The sequence below is a fragment of the Vibrio sp. TRT 21S02 genome, from assembly GCF_050113675.1.
Lineage (GTDB): Bacteria > Pseudomonadota > Gammaproteobacteria > Enterobacterales > Vibrionaceae > Vibrio.
In genome coordinates, this window is the sequence record NZ_JBNJOI010000007.1 from 181,652 (window position 1) to 198,600 (window position 16,949).

The following is a 16,949-nucleotide window of genomic DNA, read 5'->3' on the forward strand; positions in this document are numbered from 1 at the left end:
AACGGGACACTTAATAATGAAAAAGTCACTTATCACTCTAGCACTGCTATCTGTTTCTTCTGCTTCTTTTGCATTCAACGTTTGGCAAGGCATCGCGACAGTAGACATCACAGAAGGCCACAAAGGGAACTATGACGTTGTTTACCATAACTCGACAGGCGAGAAAATTCTTGGTTCTATCGATAGAAATGGCAAAGTGCAGATCGGCGGCGTCTCAGGTATTGTGATAAAAAACACAGATGGCACCTACACATTTCAAAACGAAAAAGGTTCATCACTATTCACTGTAAATGAAAACGGAAATGTAATTAGTGGACATATACCAGATATGTCTCCAGGTGTTCCATCCAATCCAATTGAAGACAACGATGTGTCTCAGAGCTTACCGGGATGGGGAGTAGACACCCCAAACGTTGATACCGACTATCCACATGTCGCACCAGATTACGGCCGCAGCATTGCTGCAGTAGAGCAAGACTTGTTCTTGTTTAAACAAGAAGTTAACCAACGCTTTTTAACTATGGAAGATCGCATTGACCAAGTAGGGGCAAGCCTACACGCTGTAACAAATGCACGTCCAATGGTAAGCGCGGGACAAACCGCTTTTGGTGTTGGTATGGGCTTTTCAGGGAGCGTTGAGGCCATCGCTGTCGGTGTTGGTCATGCGTTCGGAGACTCAGGCTGGAGTGCATCTGGCACAATAAATCATGCAACAGGCACTGGTAATGTAGGCTCTGATACGTCGGCTGGTTTCGGTGTTCAATTTGCTTTTTAACAGCAAAAAAATGGCCGCCTATATGGCGGCCAACTCTTATATGGTGAGGTTACTTAGTGATGACCTCTGGCCCCATTAAGGTCGTCGGTAACCAAGTGGACACCCAAGGAACATACGTCACGATAATCAAGAACAAGAACATCACCGCAACCCATGGCAATGCGGCTTTCACCACTTGCATCATCGACATTTTGGCGACCCCGGCGGTCACAAACAAGTTGAGACCAACAGGCGGGGTGATCATGCCGATTTCCATGTTCACCACCATCATGATACCAAGATGAATTGGATCAATACCGAGTGCGATCGCAATTGGGAAAACCAAAGGGGCAACGATGATCAATAGCCCTGAAGGTTCCATAAATTGGCCACCAATTAGCAGCAATAAATTCACCACAATCAAGAAGGTGATTGGTCCAAGCCCGGCAGAAAGCATCGATTCAGTGATCATTTGAGGGATGCGTTCTTCTGTCAGTACGTGCTTTAAGATCAGCGCATTGGCGATGATAAACAGCAACATAATGGTGAGCTTACCCGCCTCGTAAAGCGTGTGTTTGGTGTCTTTGTGGACAAAAGCTTGCAACACTTTCACCAACATCGGCTTGGTGTTCTGCTGATCAGCAAACGGGCCCATGTCTTTGTAAACAAAGTTAGCAATCAAGAAAGAGTACACCGCGGCCACGGCAGCGGCTTCCGTTGGGGTAAACACACCCCCGTAAATCCCACCTAGGATGATCACCACCAGCAATAAACCCCAACTGGCGTCTTTAGCTGACTCAAACATTTCCTTCCAACCAACAAATGGCTGTTTAGGTAAGTTCTTCACTCTGGCTGCGATATAAATTGCGATCATCAACATCACACCCGCTAAAAGGCCCGGGATCACGCCACCCAAGAACATTCGGCCCACTGACACATCAGTCGCCGCGGCATACACCACCATAACGATTGATGGCGGGATCAAAATCCCCAGTGTACCTGCGTTACAAATTACCCCAGCGGCAAATTCTTTGGAGTAGCCGTTTTTGATCATCCCCGCAATAACAATACTACCGATGGCCACAACCGTTGCAGGCGAAGAACCTGAAAGCGCAGCAAACATCATACATGCCACGACCGACGCCATTGCTAAGCCGCCGCGGAACCAACCGACCATCGCAATCGCAAAACGGATGATCCGCTTCGCCACGCCACCGGTCGACATAAAACTGGAGGCCAAAATGAAAAACGGAATCGCCAATAAGGTGTAGTGCCCAGCAAAAGCGTTAAACAATGTTTGAGCAACAGAAGCCAACGAGGCATCAGAATGCATCATCAAAAAGAGGATACTGGATAGTCCCAGTGAGACAGCAATTGGCACACCAATAAGCATGAAGCCAATCACCATTATGAATAAAATCAGAATATCCATGGTTTAGCGCTCCTTGCCATTTTGATTGTTATCAGATTTTGCCACCATCGCCTCGCCGGCTTGTGCCATATCGGCTTTTAACGCCTCTAAATCTTCTTCTGCTTCATGGCCAGCAATCAAGCGATCAAGTTTACCCGTCGCGATTTGAATCGTTGCTTGAAGAAAGCGAAACGTCAGCAAAGCCATGCCGATCGGTAATGCCATGTAAGGAATAAAACGAGGTAACTTCTCGTAGCGTTCGCCTTCGTTGAGCCAATCTGCAAGAAACTGCAGCATTTCAGGCATCGGAATATCGTCGGTTTCATACCACGCACGTTCAGTGGCAAACGGATACCAATAATTCCATGACCCAATGAGCAACAATATTGAAAACGCTAAGCAGCAAGCCGCTGCCAACAGCGCATACACTTTACGTAAGTTATCTGGGGCAAGGTTAATGATGACATCGACGCCAATGTGGAAATGCTTTTTCACGCCGTAGGACGCGCCAACCAGCACCATCCAAGCAAACATGAAAACCGTAAGCTCTAATGCCCAAAGAATGTTGTCGTTAAATACGTAGCGAAAAATCACGTTGGCAAATGTCAGCAACGTCATCGCTCCAAGAAAGAATGCAATCAAGCTCTCCTCAATTGCATCGGTTACTTTTCCGACCTTAGAAAAAATAGACTGATCCATATACTACTTCGCTCTAATTATAATGTTGCATGCCACCGAAAAGCAGGAGCTCTCGTTCCCGATACGAAGAGCCCCTGTTCGGTGATTTAGTTGTTTGAAGCTAATGCCGCTTCAATCAGATCAGAACCGATGTCCTTTTCAAACTTCTTCCATACTGGCTGCAGTGCCGTTACCCAAGCTTGGCGTTGCTCTGGCGTCAACGCGCGCACTTCACCACCCGCTTCAATAATGTTGTTCTTATTGGCTAAGTTCACGGCGGTAGATTCCGCATTACGCTGCTGAGTTACCTCTTGGATAATGGTGTTGAGCTGCTCACGCTGATCAGCTGGTAGCCCTTTCCAAAAGTCATTCGATGTCACAACTAAGTAATCAAGAATTCCGTGATTGGTTTCTGTGATCCCGTCTTGTACCTCGAAGAACTTTTTACCGTAGATGTTCGACCACGTATTTTCCTGACCATCAATAACTTTGGTTTGTAGGCCACCATACACTTCTTTGAATGACATCTTCTGTGGGTTAGCACCAAGCTGTTCAAATTGAGCAACTAAAACATCCGAAGCTTGAACACGGAATTTCAATCCTTTGGCATCCGTTGGAGAAAGTAGCGGTTTATTTGCCGACATTTGTTTCATGCCGTTGTGCCAAAATGCCAGACCTTGTAAACCGCGGCGCTTCATTGCATTTTTCAGTTTTTCACCAGATTCTGAGTTTTGGAAACGGTCCACCGCTGCTACGTCTTCAAACAAAAATGGCAGATCGAAGATACGGTATTTTTTCGTGAACTTTTCAAACTTGGAAAGAGAAGGGGCAGCAAGTTGCACGTCACCATTTAACAGCGCTTCCAGCACTTTGTTGTCATCATAAAGCGTCGAGTTTGGGAACACCTGCATACACACCTTGCCATTCATCTCTTCATTCACGCGTTGTTCCAGCAGTGAAGCAGCAATGCCTTTTGGGTGTTTGTCGGTATTGGTCACATGGCTAAATTTAATGACGGTTTCACCCGGATCACAATTTGCCATTGCATTAAAACTGGTGAGTGCGACAGCAGATACAGACAGTAGAGTCAAAGGCTTAAACATCGTTATTCTCCTTATTAATGAAACAACCCCATCTTTGGGTGTTGATAATCAATAAAGAGCAAAGAACAGACCAAGAATTTACATTTTAATAACATTCGTTATTTTTCAATTAGTTAGAAGAAAAATACGGGATTTATTGAGGTAAGTTAGACAAGTACATCATCTATTTTGGGTGGGAAATGACCCATGATAAAAAAGAAACGGGTGGGAATTAACACAATTCCCACCCGCAGAGCAGGAGTTCATAAATGTGAGGAGAGGGACAAGTGGAAGGAGACTAAACCATGCCCTCTCCTCCATCTAAGATTAGTAGGTACGCTGTTGATGTGCCACATAAACCGATAACCTTGCAGCCATACAAAAACCTCTCGTACCACTATGTATAAGCATAGACGCTATTGATAGATTTGTAATCACAATCAAATGAAAGGGGTACATCCTCAACCTAGTGGCAAGCAACACCAGTTTATCCCCCGCAAGCACCGCAGCCAAAGCCGCGGATTGAGGATGTACGAATTCGAATTAGAAGTCGATGCGTTGCTCTGTTTGCGCGTCAAAATAAACGGCTTTATCTAAGTCAAAATGCAGCCCTGCCAATTGCCCCACTTGGACATCAAACTCTGGCGATAAGCGACACGCCACTTCTTGATCATTGACTTTAATCATCGCAATAGTGTCTGGCCCCGTGGGTTCCAGAACCTCTAATTGAATATCAAGTTGAGTGGTCGCTTGTGATTCAGGATTTTGCTTTTCGGTAATGTGCTCAGGGCGAAGTCCAATCACAATCTCTTTGCCATCTTGTTCACGCATAGACGCTGGCAGCTTAATGTGATGCTCTTGATTGTTGCTGCCCTTCACTTTAATTACTGGCTGCTCCTGTTGATCCAAATCCACCATGGTTTTAATGAAGTTCATTGACGGTGACCCCATAAAACCAGCAACAAACATATTGTTTGGTTTGGTATATATCTCGTGAGGCGTCCCTAGCTGTTGTAAAACACCATCTTTCATCACCGCGATACGATCAGCTAATGTCATAGCTTCAATTTGATCGTGCGTGACGTAAACAATGGTGGTGTTGAGCTGCTGATGCAGACGTTTGATCTGATGGCGCATTTCCACACGAAGCTTGGCGTCAAGGTTCGAAAGTGGCTCATCAAATAAATACAATTTAGGTTTGCGAGCCAGCGCTCGACCCATTGCGACTCGCTGACGCTGACCACCCGACAATTGGGAAGGTTTACGATCCAGTAAGTGGTCAATTTGCAGCATTTCTGCCACGCGCTGTACTTCTGCATCGATTTTCGCTTGCGGCATTTTGCGAATTTTTAGCCCAAACTCGATGTTGCCACGCACCGTCATATTCGGATACAGCGCGTAAGACTGAAACACCATCGCGATATCACGATCTTTCGGTTCAATTTGAGACACATCTAAGCCATCGATAACAATCTCACCCGAGCTAATATTTTCAAGCCCAGCAATGGTGTTCATCAAGGTGGATTTTCCACATCCCGACGGGCCAACCAAAATCAAAAACTCTCCCGAGTCGATGCTGATATCAATCCCTTTTAAAGTCTCTTGATCCGCTTTTGGATAGGTTTTGCGGATCTGTTTAAGTTCAAGTGTTGCCATGTTAATTATCCTTTTACTGATCCCGCTGTTAATCCACGGACAAAGTATTTCCCTGCTAAAACATAAACCAACAACGTCGGCAGTGCGGCAATGATGGCGGCCGCCATATCAACGTTATATTCCTTCACCCCGGTACTGGTGTTCACCAAGTTATTCAGCGCGACGGTAATTGGCTGGGTTTCTGAGCCGGAATACACCACACCAAATAAGAAATCATTCCAAATCGCGGTAAACTGCCAGATCACCGTCACCATGATGATCGGAGTCGAGATCGGCAGCAGAATTTTGAAAAAGATGGTGAAGAAACCCGCGCCATCCAGCTTCGCGGCTTTGATCAGTTCATCAGGGACCCCGATATAGAAATTGCGGAAGAACAAGGTGGTAAAAGCCATGCCGTATATCACATGCACCAGCACAAGCCCGGTGGTGGTATTGGCTAAACCCAGTTTCCCGAGCACGGCTGCCATCGGTAATAAGATGACTTGAAACGGGATAAAGCACCCGAACAGCAACAAGCTGAAAAACAGGTTTGAACCACGAAATTGCCATTTGGTCACAACGTAACCATTAAATGCCCCTAATAGGGTTGAAATCGCCACCGCTGGGATCACCATTTGAAATGAATTCCAGAAATACCCTTTAACCCCTTCACATTTCACGCCGGTACACGCGCTATCCCAAGCCTTATACCAAGCATCAAATACCCACTCTTTTGGCAAACTCATCAAGTTACCCGCTTTGATGTCTGGCAAGGTTTTAAACGAGGTGATCACCATGACAAACAGAGGCATCAGGTACACTAAGCAGAAAAAGGTTAACGCGCTGTAGATAAACAGCCGTGCAAAATTGATCTGACTACTCATGATTTTTTCTCCCTCAATTCGGAATAGAGGTACGGCACTAGAATCGCCAGAATGCCAGCAAGCATCATCATGGCACTCGCTGCACCAAGACCTATCTGACCACGAGTAAATGAGTGGGCGTACATAAATAACGCAGGTAAATCCGATGAATAACCCGGTCCGCCAGCGGTCATTGCCGTCACTAAATCAAAACTCTTAATCGCAATGTGAGAGGTGATGATCACCGCACTGAAAAATACAGGACGCAGGCAAGGTAAGATAATGCGCCAATAAATGGTGGGTAGGCTCGCCCCATCAATTTGCGCCGCTTTGATGATCGAGGAATCAATGCCACGTAGCCCAGCCAAAAACATGGCCATCACAAAACCAGAAGACTGCCACACCGCCGCAATCACCAGCGTGTAGACCGACATCTCGGAATCCACCAGCCAGTTAAAAGAAAAGTCACTGAATCCCCAATCTTGCATCAACTTTTCGATACCAAGACCCGGGTTGAGAATCCATTTCCACGCTGTACCGGTCACAATAAACGACAGCGCCATCGGGTAGAGATAAATTGTGCGAATCGCGCCTTCCTGACGAATGTTTTGGTCCAGCAAAATCGCGAGCCCCACACCCAGTCCAATGGCGACCAGCATGAACAACAATCCAAAAATACCAAGGTTGGTGATCGACGTGATCCAGCGATCATTGTCCATCAACTTTTCATACTGATCGAAACCGATGAAGTTGAAACTTGGTAAAAAGCGCGAGTTGGTCATCGACAGCGCTGCTGTCCAGAATATGTAGCCATAGATGCAGACAATAGTGACCAATACCGTAGGTGCTAATACGATTTTTGGTAACCAATGTTGCAACTTATCGGCAAAACTGAGCTTCGGTGCTGACTTCTTGCCAGACCGATTCAATACATGCTCCATAACGAATCCTTACGTTTTAATGCTGAGCATTGTTCCGGCTCAGATAAGGAAAGGGCGAGACAGGCTCCCCACAAGCCTGACCGCCCTTGGGGGTGTACGGTGGTTCAGGCCAATTAAATGGCTGCTTTAACCGCTTTAGCCAGCTTTTGCGCCGCTTGTTTTGGATCCGCTTTTGGATCATTGAAGAAGTTCGTCACCACATCAAAAATCGCACCTTGTGCGTAACTGGTGGTCGATAGGCCATGCGCCATGCTTGGCACCAAGTCACCTGATTTCGCGCTGGCTTTAAAGGTTGCCATTGAATCGAGGGCACATTGGTCAAATTTCGCCATGTCCATATCCAAACGAACCGGGATAGAACCCTTGTTGAGGTTAAATACTTCTTGGAAGTCTTTCGTCAGAATAGTACGCGCCAAATCTTGCTGCGCTTTTTGATTGTCTTTATCGCTTAGCTCAAAGAAAGCAAAGCTATCGATGTTAAATGTGAACTGACCATCCGTCCCCGGAGCTGGCGCACAAATGTAATCTTTACCCGGTACTTTCCCGGCAGCACTGAACTCACCTTTGGCCCAGTCGCCCATGATTTGCATGGCGGCTTCACCATTGATCACCATCGACGTCGCGACGTTCCAATCACGTCCCGGTGAATTGGCATCAATGTAATCACGGATTTTTTTGAACTTAGTGAACACTTCCACCATTTTGTCACCAGAAAGGACGTCCATGTCGAGGTCAACAAAGGCTTTGTTGTAGTCTTCGCTACCTAAAACGTCTAACGCGACCGCTTCAAAAACCGTAGCGTCTTGCCAAGGTTGACCACCATGAGCCAATGGTACAAACCCTGCTGCTTTGATTTTTTCTGCCGCGGCAAAGAACTCATCCATTGTGGTCGGTAGGCTAACACCAGATTTTTTCAATACTTCTGGGTTAGCCCAAATCCAGTTTACACGGTGAACATTGACCGGTACTGCAACGTACTCACCATCAAACTTCATCACTTGGGTTACTACCGATGGAAGAATGCCATCCCAGTTTTCTTGTTTGGCCGTGGCATCAAGTGAAGTGAGAAAGCCTAAACCACCCCACTCTTGAATATCGTGGCCTTTGATTTGCGCAGCTGATGGCGGATTACCCGATACGGCGCGTGTTTTAAGCACCGTCATGGCAGATTCACCACCACCACCGGCGACCGCAAAATCTTTCCATGTATGGCCTTGCTGTTCGAGCATTTGTTTGAGTACCGCAGCCGATTTCGCTTCGCCACCAGCAGTCCACCAGTGTAGTACTTCGACCTCACCAGCTTGAGCAAAGCTGGCGGCAGACATCAGCGAAAGAGTAAGTAGGGTTTTGTTCATTTTCATTGTTATCTTCCATGTATTGGATTAGACACTGGGTCGACAGCTCTCTGACCCCAAGCATTCTTGCCTGTATAAAAACCAGTCTATCCAAATAGAATTTTTTGATTGAAACAAACCGTAATGCCAATGTAACACGTTTGTTACACTACACCTCTAACCCCGGTGGAATAAAGACTTGTGCCCGAAGACCGCTATTTGGCAAGTTATCAATAATGAGATCTCCGCCATGTCCGTGAAGGATATTACGGCAAATTCCCAGCCCTAAACCGTGGCCTTTATCATCTTTGGCTAAGCGAAAATACGGCTCGAACACCGCTTCTAATTTGTCTTCTGGGATCCCTTGTCCTTGATCAGTTATCGTTACAGTGATCCACTCTTCAGAACGTGAAATCGTCACCTCGGTTTCACCACCGTACTTAACCGCATTTTCAATAAGATTACTCAGCACACGCTTTATCGCCAATGGCTTTGCTACCACTGGCCCTATATTGACTGGCGTAAAGTGCACCCACTCTTGCGCTTGGTTATGCTGCTCGATGACCGAATCGATCATGTCATTAAGATCAATGTAGGCGTTATTTTCGTGCATATCCGTATCTTTAACGCACTGCAATGCCCCTTTCACCATCATCTCCAACTCATCTAAGTCTTTGTTAAACTTGCTGCGTTTCACATCACTTTCTAACAGTTCCGCTCGCAAGCGCAACCGAGTGATTGGAGTTTTTAAGTCGTGAGAAATGGAAGAAAACAAGTGTTCTCTGTCAGCGACATAACGACGGATCCGCTGCTGCATCCGATTAAACGCCCGAGTTGCCGTCACCAACTCACTGGCCCCATCTTCTTGGATTGGGGGTTGATCAATATCCATACTCATTTCATTTGCTGCTTTGGCTAAACGCTTAAGCGGCTTCACCTGACGACGCACCAATAAATAGGTAAGAATGAGCAAAATCGTAGTCGAGAGGAACAAAAACACTATCTGTTCCCTGTCAATCAAAGTGTCATCAAGCGTGACGTATGGCGCTGGCAAAAGCGCAGCAATATAAACCCACTCCGACGGTGCGATTTCGATTTGCACCACCAAGACTGGTGGGTCAATCGGCGACAAGGTAAGTGTATGATGCGCCCAAGATTTAGGAAGATCATGCAAGTAGATGTCGTTTTTCAGCAAACGCAAATTATCTGGATGAGAAAAGTCCACTGAGATGGCAGAGGCCTTGGGAAGTTTATTGTTCAAGACCTGTTCAATGGCGGCTATCGAGGCCATTTTTAATTGAGTGTCGGCAATCGGTTCTACAACCAACTGAGCTTTATTAAAAGAAACGAAAAAGCGCGTCCCGCCCATATTACGGATTTGGTCGAGCACAATATGGCGATAGCGCACCGGCAGAGATTGGAAAAAGGTCACGGTGGAGGCAAACATATTGGCCATGCTTTCAGATGCATCACGAATACCTGCCAGCTCTTTTTGTTTTGATTCGCTATACCAAATCGCTGTTGCTATCCCTTGCGCCAATAATACAGCCAACAAGGTCAGCCCCAACGTTCTTGACACCAAAGAGTTGGGCTTCAAGCTTTTCAACCAGCGCCATGGATTAATGTTCATAGCTGACCGGCACTGCCAAAATGTACCCATTCCCACGCATGGTTTTTATGTATTGCGGGTACTTGCCACTGTCGCCCAATCGCTGGCGCAAACGGCTTAACTGCACATCAATCCCGCGTTCAAATGGCAAGGCTTCACGCCCTCGCGTTGCAAAAGAAATGGTATCGCGATCCAACACTTCATTCGGGCGATTTAAGAACAGCATAAGCAACGCAAAATCACTGCCAGATAAGTCATGGGTTTGCTGATTCTCAAGGTGAGTAATTCGATGAGCCAAAGTATCCAATTGCCAGTCACCAAAGGTGATTTGCTTGGGTAAACTGTCGCTTGGTTTCTCTTCTGGTAATTGAACTCGTCTTAGCACCGCTTTAATCCGAGCCGTTAAATGACGTGGGTTGAATGGTTTGGCAATGTAATCATCAGCACCAATTTCTAAGCCAATAATTTGATCGGTATCGTCCGAGACCGCCGTTAACATAATAATCGGGATACTTGACTCTCGCCGCACCTGTTGGCACAGCGTAAAGCCGTCATCACCCGGAAGCATGACATCCAATAGGATCAAATCAGGAAAGCCGTGATTGTTCAGGTGTTCTCTCAACTGTTCCCCATCGGCAACCGCCATCACCTGATAGCCAGTTTTTGTTAGGTATTCGTCTAACAATTCCCTAATTTCTTGATCATCATCGACAACAAGTATTTTCGCGTTCATTGCTCAGACCGCTCGCTACTACTGAAATTAAGGGTAGTTTAGATAGTTGCCTCTCGCATTCTTATTGATAAGTTTGAAGAATTTGAACAGATAGCAGATTTACATCACATCTTTTTAACAAAAAAGACATTAAAGCAATTCCCTCTCCAAAAACGACACTTTATGTCTAAGCTTTAGCTTAAAGAACGTCAAACTTAGGCATGAATAATAATGAAATTACTTGCTGATATTACTGGTGTCATGTTGAGCCTAGATATCACTACCTCTACTTCTGCTCGCATTAAGTCCTTAAATCAATACACACGGAAATAGGTAGAGATTATGGGGCTGGCAAAAAAACTGACTGCACTAATTGTTGGGATCACGTCATTCATCATTCTGATCACAGCCATCATAATGTATAAAATCGCTGAGCAAGCGTTTGAGCGTAGTGTAAATCAACAACTTTCCGGTACGCTTGAACTCGTCAGTGGCATCATCGAAGAAAACAATACCGCCACTTTATCCATCGCGGAACTCAACGCCCAAAACCGGAACATTAAAAAGGCAATTGATACTGGCATTAATCGAGGCATTGCTCAGTCACTCAATGATGTTGTCAAAACACACGACTTCATTAACTACATCATCATTGTTGATTACGACGGGACCGTATTCGCAGCATCAACCATCACCAGCAATAACCGACGATTCAACAGTGAGCCCTGGTTGTTAACCAATGTGGAAAAGTTTGATGTTTTCTCTAGCCTGATGACAGATAGAGCGCTCCTAAGCCCCCCATCGACAGACCCGTTGATTTCATCCGATGATAAAAACACCTTGTCTCAATGGGTGGCCAGTCCGATTTACCTGCGAAATCAGTTGGTCGGCTGGGTAATGCTCTCGCTCGACTGGGAAAAGCGCTACTTCTCTTTACTTTCTGCAACTTACGAAAAGCTAAGACATGCGTATTATCCGATTCAAGCCATTGAATTAAGCTTTGCCAACTCAAAACAAAAAATTCAAGTCAGTAATCATGAACCGATTTCAGCCGTGATCACCAAAGAACATGATGTCGCGGTCGGTATGGCACAATACCAATTGAAGATTCACTTTGACCATCAAGCCGTATTCGCCGCTTTAATTCGCATTCGTGACATTGCCACACTGATATTAGTCCTTTCTGCTGTTGTACTATCAGTAACGCTGTTCATGAGTTTGCAACAGCTCCTGATCCATCCCATCACTCATCTCATTGAGCAAATCAACTTACTCGGAAGCAATGGCCTTGGTTATCGCCTGCCTCGCTTTAACATTCGCGCTATCGACTCCATTGCCCAGTCCATCAATACGTTAACGGGAAAAATCGAGCAAAATACCACCTCATTAAAACGGCTGGATTTAGAGGTAAAGGAAAAAGAGCGCCTAATGAGCCAGCAGCAAGAAACAAAGCAACGGCTCGAAGCGGTGCTTGATACGGCTGCTGACGGCATCATCACCATCGACAGTCAAGGGACCATCTTAACCTTTAACCAATCTGCACAAATGATTTTTGGTTACTCCGAAAATGAAGTGGTTGGCCAACCCGTCGAAATGCTGATGCCCAATCAGTACAAAGCCCACCATCAAGGCTATATCGACCGTTATCGCGCCACAAAAGAAGCCAAAATCATTGGCATCAGAGACACCCTTGGGCAATTAGGGCGCGAGGTCATTGCCCAGCGAAAATCGGGGGAACAGTTTCCAATACAGCTTTCCATTGCCCCAATAGAAACAGAAGAAGGCATGTTCTTCTCTGGCATGGTGCGAGATATTGGTCCATTAAAAGCATCACAGGATGCATTGATTAAAGCTAAGGAGAATGCAGAACGAGCAGTAAAAGCTAAAAGTGGACTAATGAGCCAGCAACAAGAAACGAAACAACGCCTTGCCGCAGTGCTCGATACCGCCGCAGACGGCATCATCACCATCGATAGTCAAGGGACCATCTTAACCTTCAACCAGTCTGCACAAATGATTTTTGGTTACTCCGAAAATGAAGTGGTTGGCCAACCCGTCGAAATGCTGATGCCCAATCAATACAAAGCCCACCACCAAGGCTATATCGACCGCTATCGCACCACGAAAGAAGCCAAAATCATTGGTATCAGAGACTCCCTTGGGCAATTAGGACGCGAAGTTATTGCTCAGCGAAAATCGGGGGAACAGTTTCCAATACAGCTTTCAATTGCCCCAATAGAAACAGAAGAAGGCATGTTTTTCTCTGGCATGGTGCGAGACATTGGTCCATTAAAAGCATCACAGGATGCTCTGATTAAAGCCAAGGAAAATGCAGAGCTGGCAGTAAAAGCCAAAAGTGAATTCTTGGCTGTTATGAGCCATGAGATCCGTACACCGATGAACGGGGTTATCGGTATGCTGGATTTGTTAATGTCTAATAACCTCAATCACTCACAACAACACCAAGCCTATCTCGCGCACAGTAGTGCTTTATCTTTACTGAGTTTGCTCAACGACATTCTTGATTTCTCTAAAATTGAAGCCGATAAGTTAGAGTTTGAAAAACACGATTTTGATCTGCGTAGTTTACTCGGTGAATTCAGTGAGAGTATGGCAGCAAACCTGACGAACCCTGATATCGAACTGATTTTAGATACCATTGATATTGAGCAAAGCCGTGTGGTGGGTGACAGTTCCCGCATCCGACAAATCTTTGCTAACTTAGTCGGTAATGCGATGAAATTTACCGAAAAAGGTGAAATACTGATCCACGCTGAACTCAACGAACATGATAAAAATCACTGGCGTCTCGATGCTTATATTTCGGATACAGGCATAGGAATTCCGGCCGATAGAGTCGATAGCTTGTTCGATAAGTTCAGTCAGGTTGATGCATCCACTACCCGTCGATATGGCGGCACCGGACTGGGGTTAGCGATTGTAAGAAAGCTGTGTCAGTTGATGGACGGCGATGTCTCTGTCACCAGTGAAGTAGGCAAAGGCACAACATTCAGTTTTAATGTCCTCGTAGGAAAATCCAAGACATCAACCGTTGTCGTACCCGATACCAATATTTCTGAACTCGATATTCTCATTGTTGATGACAATGCCATTAACCGAGAGGTGTTGCTAAAACAACTGCAACGTTGGGGGGCGAATGCCGTTGAAGCGAAAGGTCCTGAAGAAGCTAAAGCGCAGTGCCAACTTCAGTTTGAAACACATGGCAAAGAGTTTGATGTCGCATTTCTAGACATGTTGATGCCGCTGCAAGATGGCATCGAACTCAGTCAAGAGTTACGCCAGCATCCCCATGCCCAACGCACTAAGCTCATTATGATGACATCGTTAGATAACATCAGTGCTCAGAATGAGTTTAAACAGCTAGGGTTCAGTGGTTATTTCATTAAGCCTGCGACCACCAAAGACTTACTTCAAGCGCTTCGAGTGATTGGGAGTGAGGACTTCGATGAGCGGCAACCGCTTGTTACCCACAACTACTTACTTGGCCTCGATAGCGCACCAGTTGATGAAATGCTAGAAAGTACATTGCATGTGTTGGTTGTTGAAGATAACCGCGTGAATCAAATCGTAATTACTGGTTTCTTAAAGCAGCTAAAATGCAGCTACGAAATCGCAACAAACGGTCTTATTGCTCTGGAAAAACTCCAAGCATCCAATACGTTTGATCTGGTGTTGATGGACTGCCAGATGCCAGAAATGGATGGCTATGAAGCCACTATTAATATTCGTAATGGCGAGGCTGGCAGCCAAGCTCAAACCATTCCGATTTTAGCCATGACCGCCAATGCAATGGAAAGTGATCGCAAAGCCTGTATTGAAGCGGGTATGGATGACTTCCTTACTAAACCAGTGAATAAGCAATTCCTGGAGAAAAAGCTATCCAAATGGGGCAAAAAGCACTCGAAAGCATCATGAAGAGCAGCTGATTTCAATACCCTTACCCCATTCTGGTGGCAGGTTGGCATAAGTATTGAAGCCGGGCTGCTCATCAAACGGTTTTCTAAGTAATTCAGCAAGCTGATTCACTTCACTAAAATCTCCCTGTTCTGCTTTGTCGATGGCAATTTGAGCAAGGTAGTTTCGCAAAATGTATTTAGGGTTTACTTGACGCATTTTGTGGCAGCGCTGCTCAGCCGTGACAGCTTGCCCATCGTTCGCTATCTCTAGCTCACAACGGGCCATATACGCAGTTAACCATGAAGCTGCGCTGTCACGGTCAACAAACAAATCCAACACGGCTTGTTCCGGCTGGCAATCAAGCATCGATAGTTGACGCATAAAGCGGGTGTAGTCAGTGCGGTTTTTCTGAAGTAACTCAAACATGGCATCAAACAACTCACCGTCGCCGTCCAGCTTACAATGTAATCCGAGTTTGCTGCGCATTAGTTGGCTAAAATAGAGGCTCAGTTTGTGTTCATATTGCCCTAATATCCGTTCAAGATCCGGCTTTTCAATCAGCGGCGAAAGGGCGTGGGCCAATGCAGACAAATTCCACAACGCAACACGAGGCTGTTGATCAAACGCATAACGTCCTTGGTAGTCTGAGTGGTTACAAATATAGCTCGGATCATACTCATCGAGAAAAGCAAAAGGACCATAGTCGAACGTTTGCCCCAGCACAGACATATTGTCGGTATTCATCACTCCATGAGCAAAACCCACTGATTGCCAGCAAGCAATCATATAAGCCGTTCGGTCAACAATCTGTTCAAACATCGCCACATAAGGAAGCGCCGCATCGCAATACTCAGGCCAATACCATTCAATGACCTTATCGGCCAATAGCTGCAAATACTCGTGCTGATTGGTATAGAAAAAATGTTCGAAATGACCAAATCGGATATGGCTCTCTGCCATCCGAATTAGCAATGCACCTTGCTCAGTTTTCTCTCGATATACAGGCGTATCACTAACCATCATTCCCAATGCTCGGGTGGTCGGGATACCAAGCCCAGCCATCGCTTCACTGCACAAATACTCTCGAATGGTAGAACGTAGCACAGCGCGACCATCACCCATTCTTGAAAATGGCGTCAGCCCTGCCCCTTTGACGTGGATATCAAACACTTTTCCTTGATCGTCTTCAATTTCAGCCAAGAGCAAACCACGTCCATCACCAAGATCTGGGTTATAAACACCAAATTGATGACCCGCGTATTTCATCGCCAAAGGATTAAATTCAGCCACCGCATCTTCACCACTAAACTGACGCAAAAGCGTTTCATCCGCTTGCTGTGGTAAATCAAACGTCATCGCAAATGGTGCATTCCATGCGACCCAACGAGTATTCGTCAGAGGCTGTAAGGCAACCTTATGATAAAACGCAGCGGGCAGTTGGGAGAATCGGTGAGATAAGTTAAGCGTGCTCAGGTCAGACATAAAGAATCCATTCACATGTTGATAAACCGAAAATAGCACAGCTTAACAAAGCAAACTAGTGAGGCTAAGCATTGCAGTCTACTACACGATAGTAACCACAAACTTAATATGGATTCTTAAGCCATAAATCTTAAGATATTTGATTTAAAATCGCGGTTTATATCAGCGTAAACACACTCAAAAGACCAACGAAGCAAAACAGACATGTACGGCTAACGACACCGAAATGGGAAGGTTGGATCATTTCTTGATGCTGCATCATTTCTCCTTGTTCTATTTTTATGACACCACAATGACACTATGATGAATTCTGACCCAAGATGCCAATGTAAGACGATGAATTTTTTGTGACACTGCGGCTGCAATACCTAAGTTTACACCTTTCGATAGATCTTCATTTTTTCCCAACGCCTTACCACGTTGTTGCATATTTTTTCTTGCCCTATCGCAACTTAACCAAAACCACACCAAACTTAAGATTGAAACAAAAGCAACACCTTGGTGCTAGGCCATTTCATACATTAAACCTT

Annotated in this window: 13 protein-coding genes; 2 read left to right on the top strand and 11 right to left on the bottom strand. The window is 45.6% G+C overall.

What is annotated here, in order from left to right:
* The first annotated feature begins 16 nt into the window (after nt 1–16).
* Nucleotides 17–775: a hypothetical protein gene (locus tag ACQEXU_RS11895; RefSeq protein ID WP_427010969.1), complete on the top strand. Its 759-nt coding sequence runs from the start codon at nt 17–19 to the stop codon at nt 773–775.
* Nucleotides 776–824: 49 nt separating this feature from the next.
* Here the strand turns inward: ACQEXU_RS11895 and ACQEXU_RS11900 are convergent, their stop codons facing one another.
* From ACQEXU_RS11900 to ACQEXU_RS11940, 9 genes are all read right to left on the bottom strand, one after another.
* Nucleotides 825–2,186: a TRAP transporter large permease gene (locus ACQEXU_RS11900; RefSeq protein WP_427010970.1), complete on the bottom strand. Its 1,362-nt coding sequence runs from the start codon at nt 2,184–2,186 to the stop codon at nt 825–827.
* A 3-nt stretch (nt 2,187–2,189) separates the two neighbouring features.
* Nucleotides 2,190–2,864, bottom strand: a complete 675-nt coding sequence (locus ACQEXU_RS11905) for a TRAP transporter small permease (protein WP_427010971.1) — start codon at nt 2,862–2,864, stop codon at nt 2,190–2,192.
* A gap of 86 nt (nt 2,865–2,950) precedes the next feature.
* Nucleotides 2,951–3,946, bottom strand: coding sequence for a TRAP transporter substrate-binding protein (locus ACQEXU_RS11910; RefSeq protein ID WP_427010972.1), 996 nt, complete (start codon nt 3,944–3,946; stop codon nt 2,951–2,953).
* A gap of 522 nt (nt 3,947–4,468) precedes the next feature.
* A complete protein-coding gene (locus tag ACQEXU_RS11915; RefSeq protein ID WP_367988528.1) occupies nt 4,469–5,581 on the bottom strand; it encodes an ABC transporter ATP-binding protein in 1,113 nt (370 codons plus the stop codon).
* Between the two features lie 5 nt (nt 5,582–5,586).
* Nucleotides 5,587–6,444, bottom strand: coding sequence for a carbohydrate ABC transporter permease (locus ACQEXU_RS11920; RefSeq protein WP_367988527.1), 858 nt, complete (start codon nt 6,442–6,444; stop codon nt 5,587–5,589).
* Nucleotides 6,441–7,364 carry a carbohydrate ABC transporter permease gene (locus tag ACQEXU_RS11925; protein WP_427010973.1) on the bottom strand — a complete coding sequence of 308 codons (924 nt, stop codon included), beginning with the start codon at nt 7,362–7,364 and terminating at the stop codon, nt 6,441–6,443. The genes ACQEXU_RS11920 and ACQEXU_RS11925 overlap by 4 nt, the downstream gene beginning before the upstream one ends.
* Before the next feature lie 113 nt (nt 7,365–7,477).
* The gene (locus tag ACQEXU_RS11930; protein WP_427010974.1) at nt 7,478–8,725 is read right to left on the bottom strand and encodes an ABC transporter substrate-binding protein; all 1,248 of its coding nucleotides are present in this window, start codon (nt 8,723–8,725) and stop codon (nt 7,478–7,480) included.
* A gap of 142 nt (nt 8,726–8,867) precedes the next feature.
* Nucleotides 8,868–10,328, bottom strand: coding sequence for an ATP-binding protein (locus ACQEXU_RS11935; protein WP_427010975.1), 1,461 nt, complete (start codon nt 10,326–10,328; stop codon nt 8,868–8,870).
* Nucleotides 10,318–11,040, bottom strand: a complete 723-nt coding sequence (locus ACQEXU_RS11940; RefSeq protein ID WP_427010976.1) for a response regulator — start codon at nt 11,038–11,040, stop codon at nt 10,318–10,320. The genes ACQEXU_RS11935 and ACQEXU_RS11940 overlap by 11 nt, the downstream gene beginning before the upstream one ends.
* 321 nt (nt 11,041–11,361) lie before the next feature.
* On the opposite strand from ACQEXU_RS11940, the gene ACQEXU_RS11945 reads away from it, so the two are divergent.
* Nucleotides 11,362–14,955, top strand: coding sequence for a PAS domain S-box protein (locus ACQEXU_RS11945; protein ID WP_427010977.1), 3,594 nt, complete (start codon nt 11,362–11,364; stop codon nt 14,953–14,955).
* On the opposite strand, the gene ACQEXU_RS11950 is transcribed toward ACQEXU_RS11945, so the two are convergent.
* A complete protein-coding gene (locus ACQEXU_RS11950; protein WP_427010978.1) occupies nt 14,950–16,419 on the bottom strand; it encodes a protein adenylyltransferase SelO in 1,470 nt (489 codons plus the stop codon). The genes ACQEXU_RS11945 and ACQEXU_RS11950 overlap by 6 nt on opposite strands.
* A 279-nt stretch (nt 16,420–16,698) precedes the next feature.
* Nucleotides 16,699–16,848, bottom strand: a complete 150-nt coding sequence (locus ACQEXU_RS11955; RefSeq protein WP_427010979.1) for a hypothetical protein — start codon at nt 16,846–16,848, stop codon at nt 16,699–16,701.
* Nucleotides 16,849–16,949: the final 101 nt, after the last annotated feature.

What these genes read in the sequence shown, in the direction of transcription:
- ACQEXU_RS11945 (WP_427010977.1), top strand. Translation starts at nt 11,362, where the DNA reads ATGGGGCTGGCAAAAAAACTGACTGCACTAATTGTTGGGATCACGTCA.
- ACQEXU_RS11905 (WP_427010971.1), bottom strand. Translation starts at nt 2,864, where the DNA reads ATGGATCAGTCTATTTTTTCTAAGGTCGGAAAAGTAACCGATGCAATT.
- ACQEXU_RS11930 (WP_427010974.1), bottom strand. Translation starts at nt 8,725, where the DNA reads ATGAAAATGAACAAAACCCTACTTACTCTTTCGCTGATGTCTGCCGCC.
- ACQEXU_RS11940 (WP_427010976.1), bottom strand. Translation starts at nt 11,040, where the DNA reads ATGAACGCGAAAATACTTGTTGTCGATGATGATCAAGAAATTAGGGAA.
- ACQEXU_RS11895 (WP_427010969.1), top strand. Translation starts at nt 17, where the DNA reads ATGAAAAAGTCACTTATCACTCTAGCACTGCTATCTGTTTCTTCTGCT.
- ACQEXU_RS11900 (WP_427010970.1), bottom strand. Translation starts at nt 2,186, where the DNA reads ATGGATATTCTGATTTTATTCATAATGGTGATTGGCTTCATGCTTATT.
- ACQEXU_RS11955 (WP_427010979.1), bottom strand. Translation starts at nt 16,848, where the DNA reads ATGCAACAACGTGGTAAGGCGTTGGGAAAAAATGAAGATCTATCGAAA.
- ACQEXU_RS11950 (WP_427010978.1), bottom strand. Translation starts at nt 16,419, where the DNA reads ATGTCTGACCTGAGCACGCTTAACTTATCTCACCGATTCTCCCAACTG.
- ACQEXU_RS11920 (WP_367988527.1), bottom strand. Translation starts at nt 6,444, where the DNA reads ATGAGTAGTCAGATCAATTTTGCACGGCTGTTTATCTACAGCGCGTTA.
- ACQEXU_RS11915 (WP_367988528.1), bottom strand. Translation starts at nt 5,581, where the DNA reads ATGGCAACACTTGAACTTAAACAGATCCGCAAAACCTATCCAAAAGCG.
- ACQEXU_RS11910 (WP_427010972.1), bottom strand. Translation starts at nt 3,946, where the DNA reads ATGTTTAAGCCTTTGACTCTACTGTCTGTATCTGCTGTCGCACTCACC.
- ACQEXU_RS11935 (WP_427010975.1), bottom strand. Translation starts at nt 10,328, where the DNA reads ATGAACATTAATCCATGGCGCTGGTTGAAAAGCTTGAAGCCCAACTCT.
- ACQEXU_RS11925 (WP_427010973.1), bottom strand. Translation starts at nt 7,364, where the DNA reads ATGGAGCATGTATTGAATCGGTCTGGCAAGAAGTCAGCACCGAAGCTC.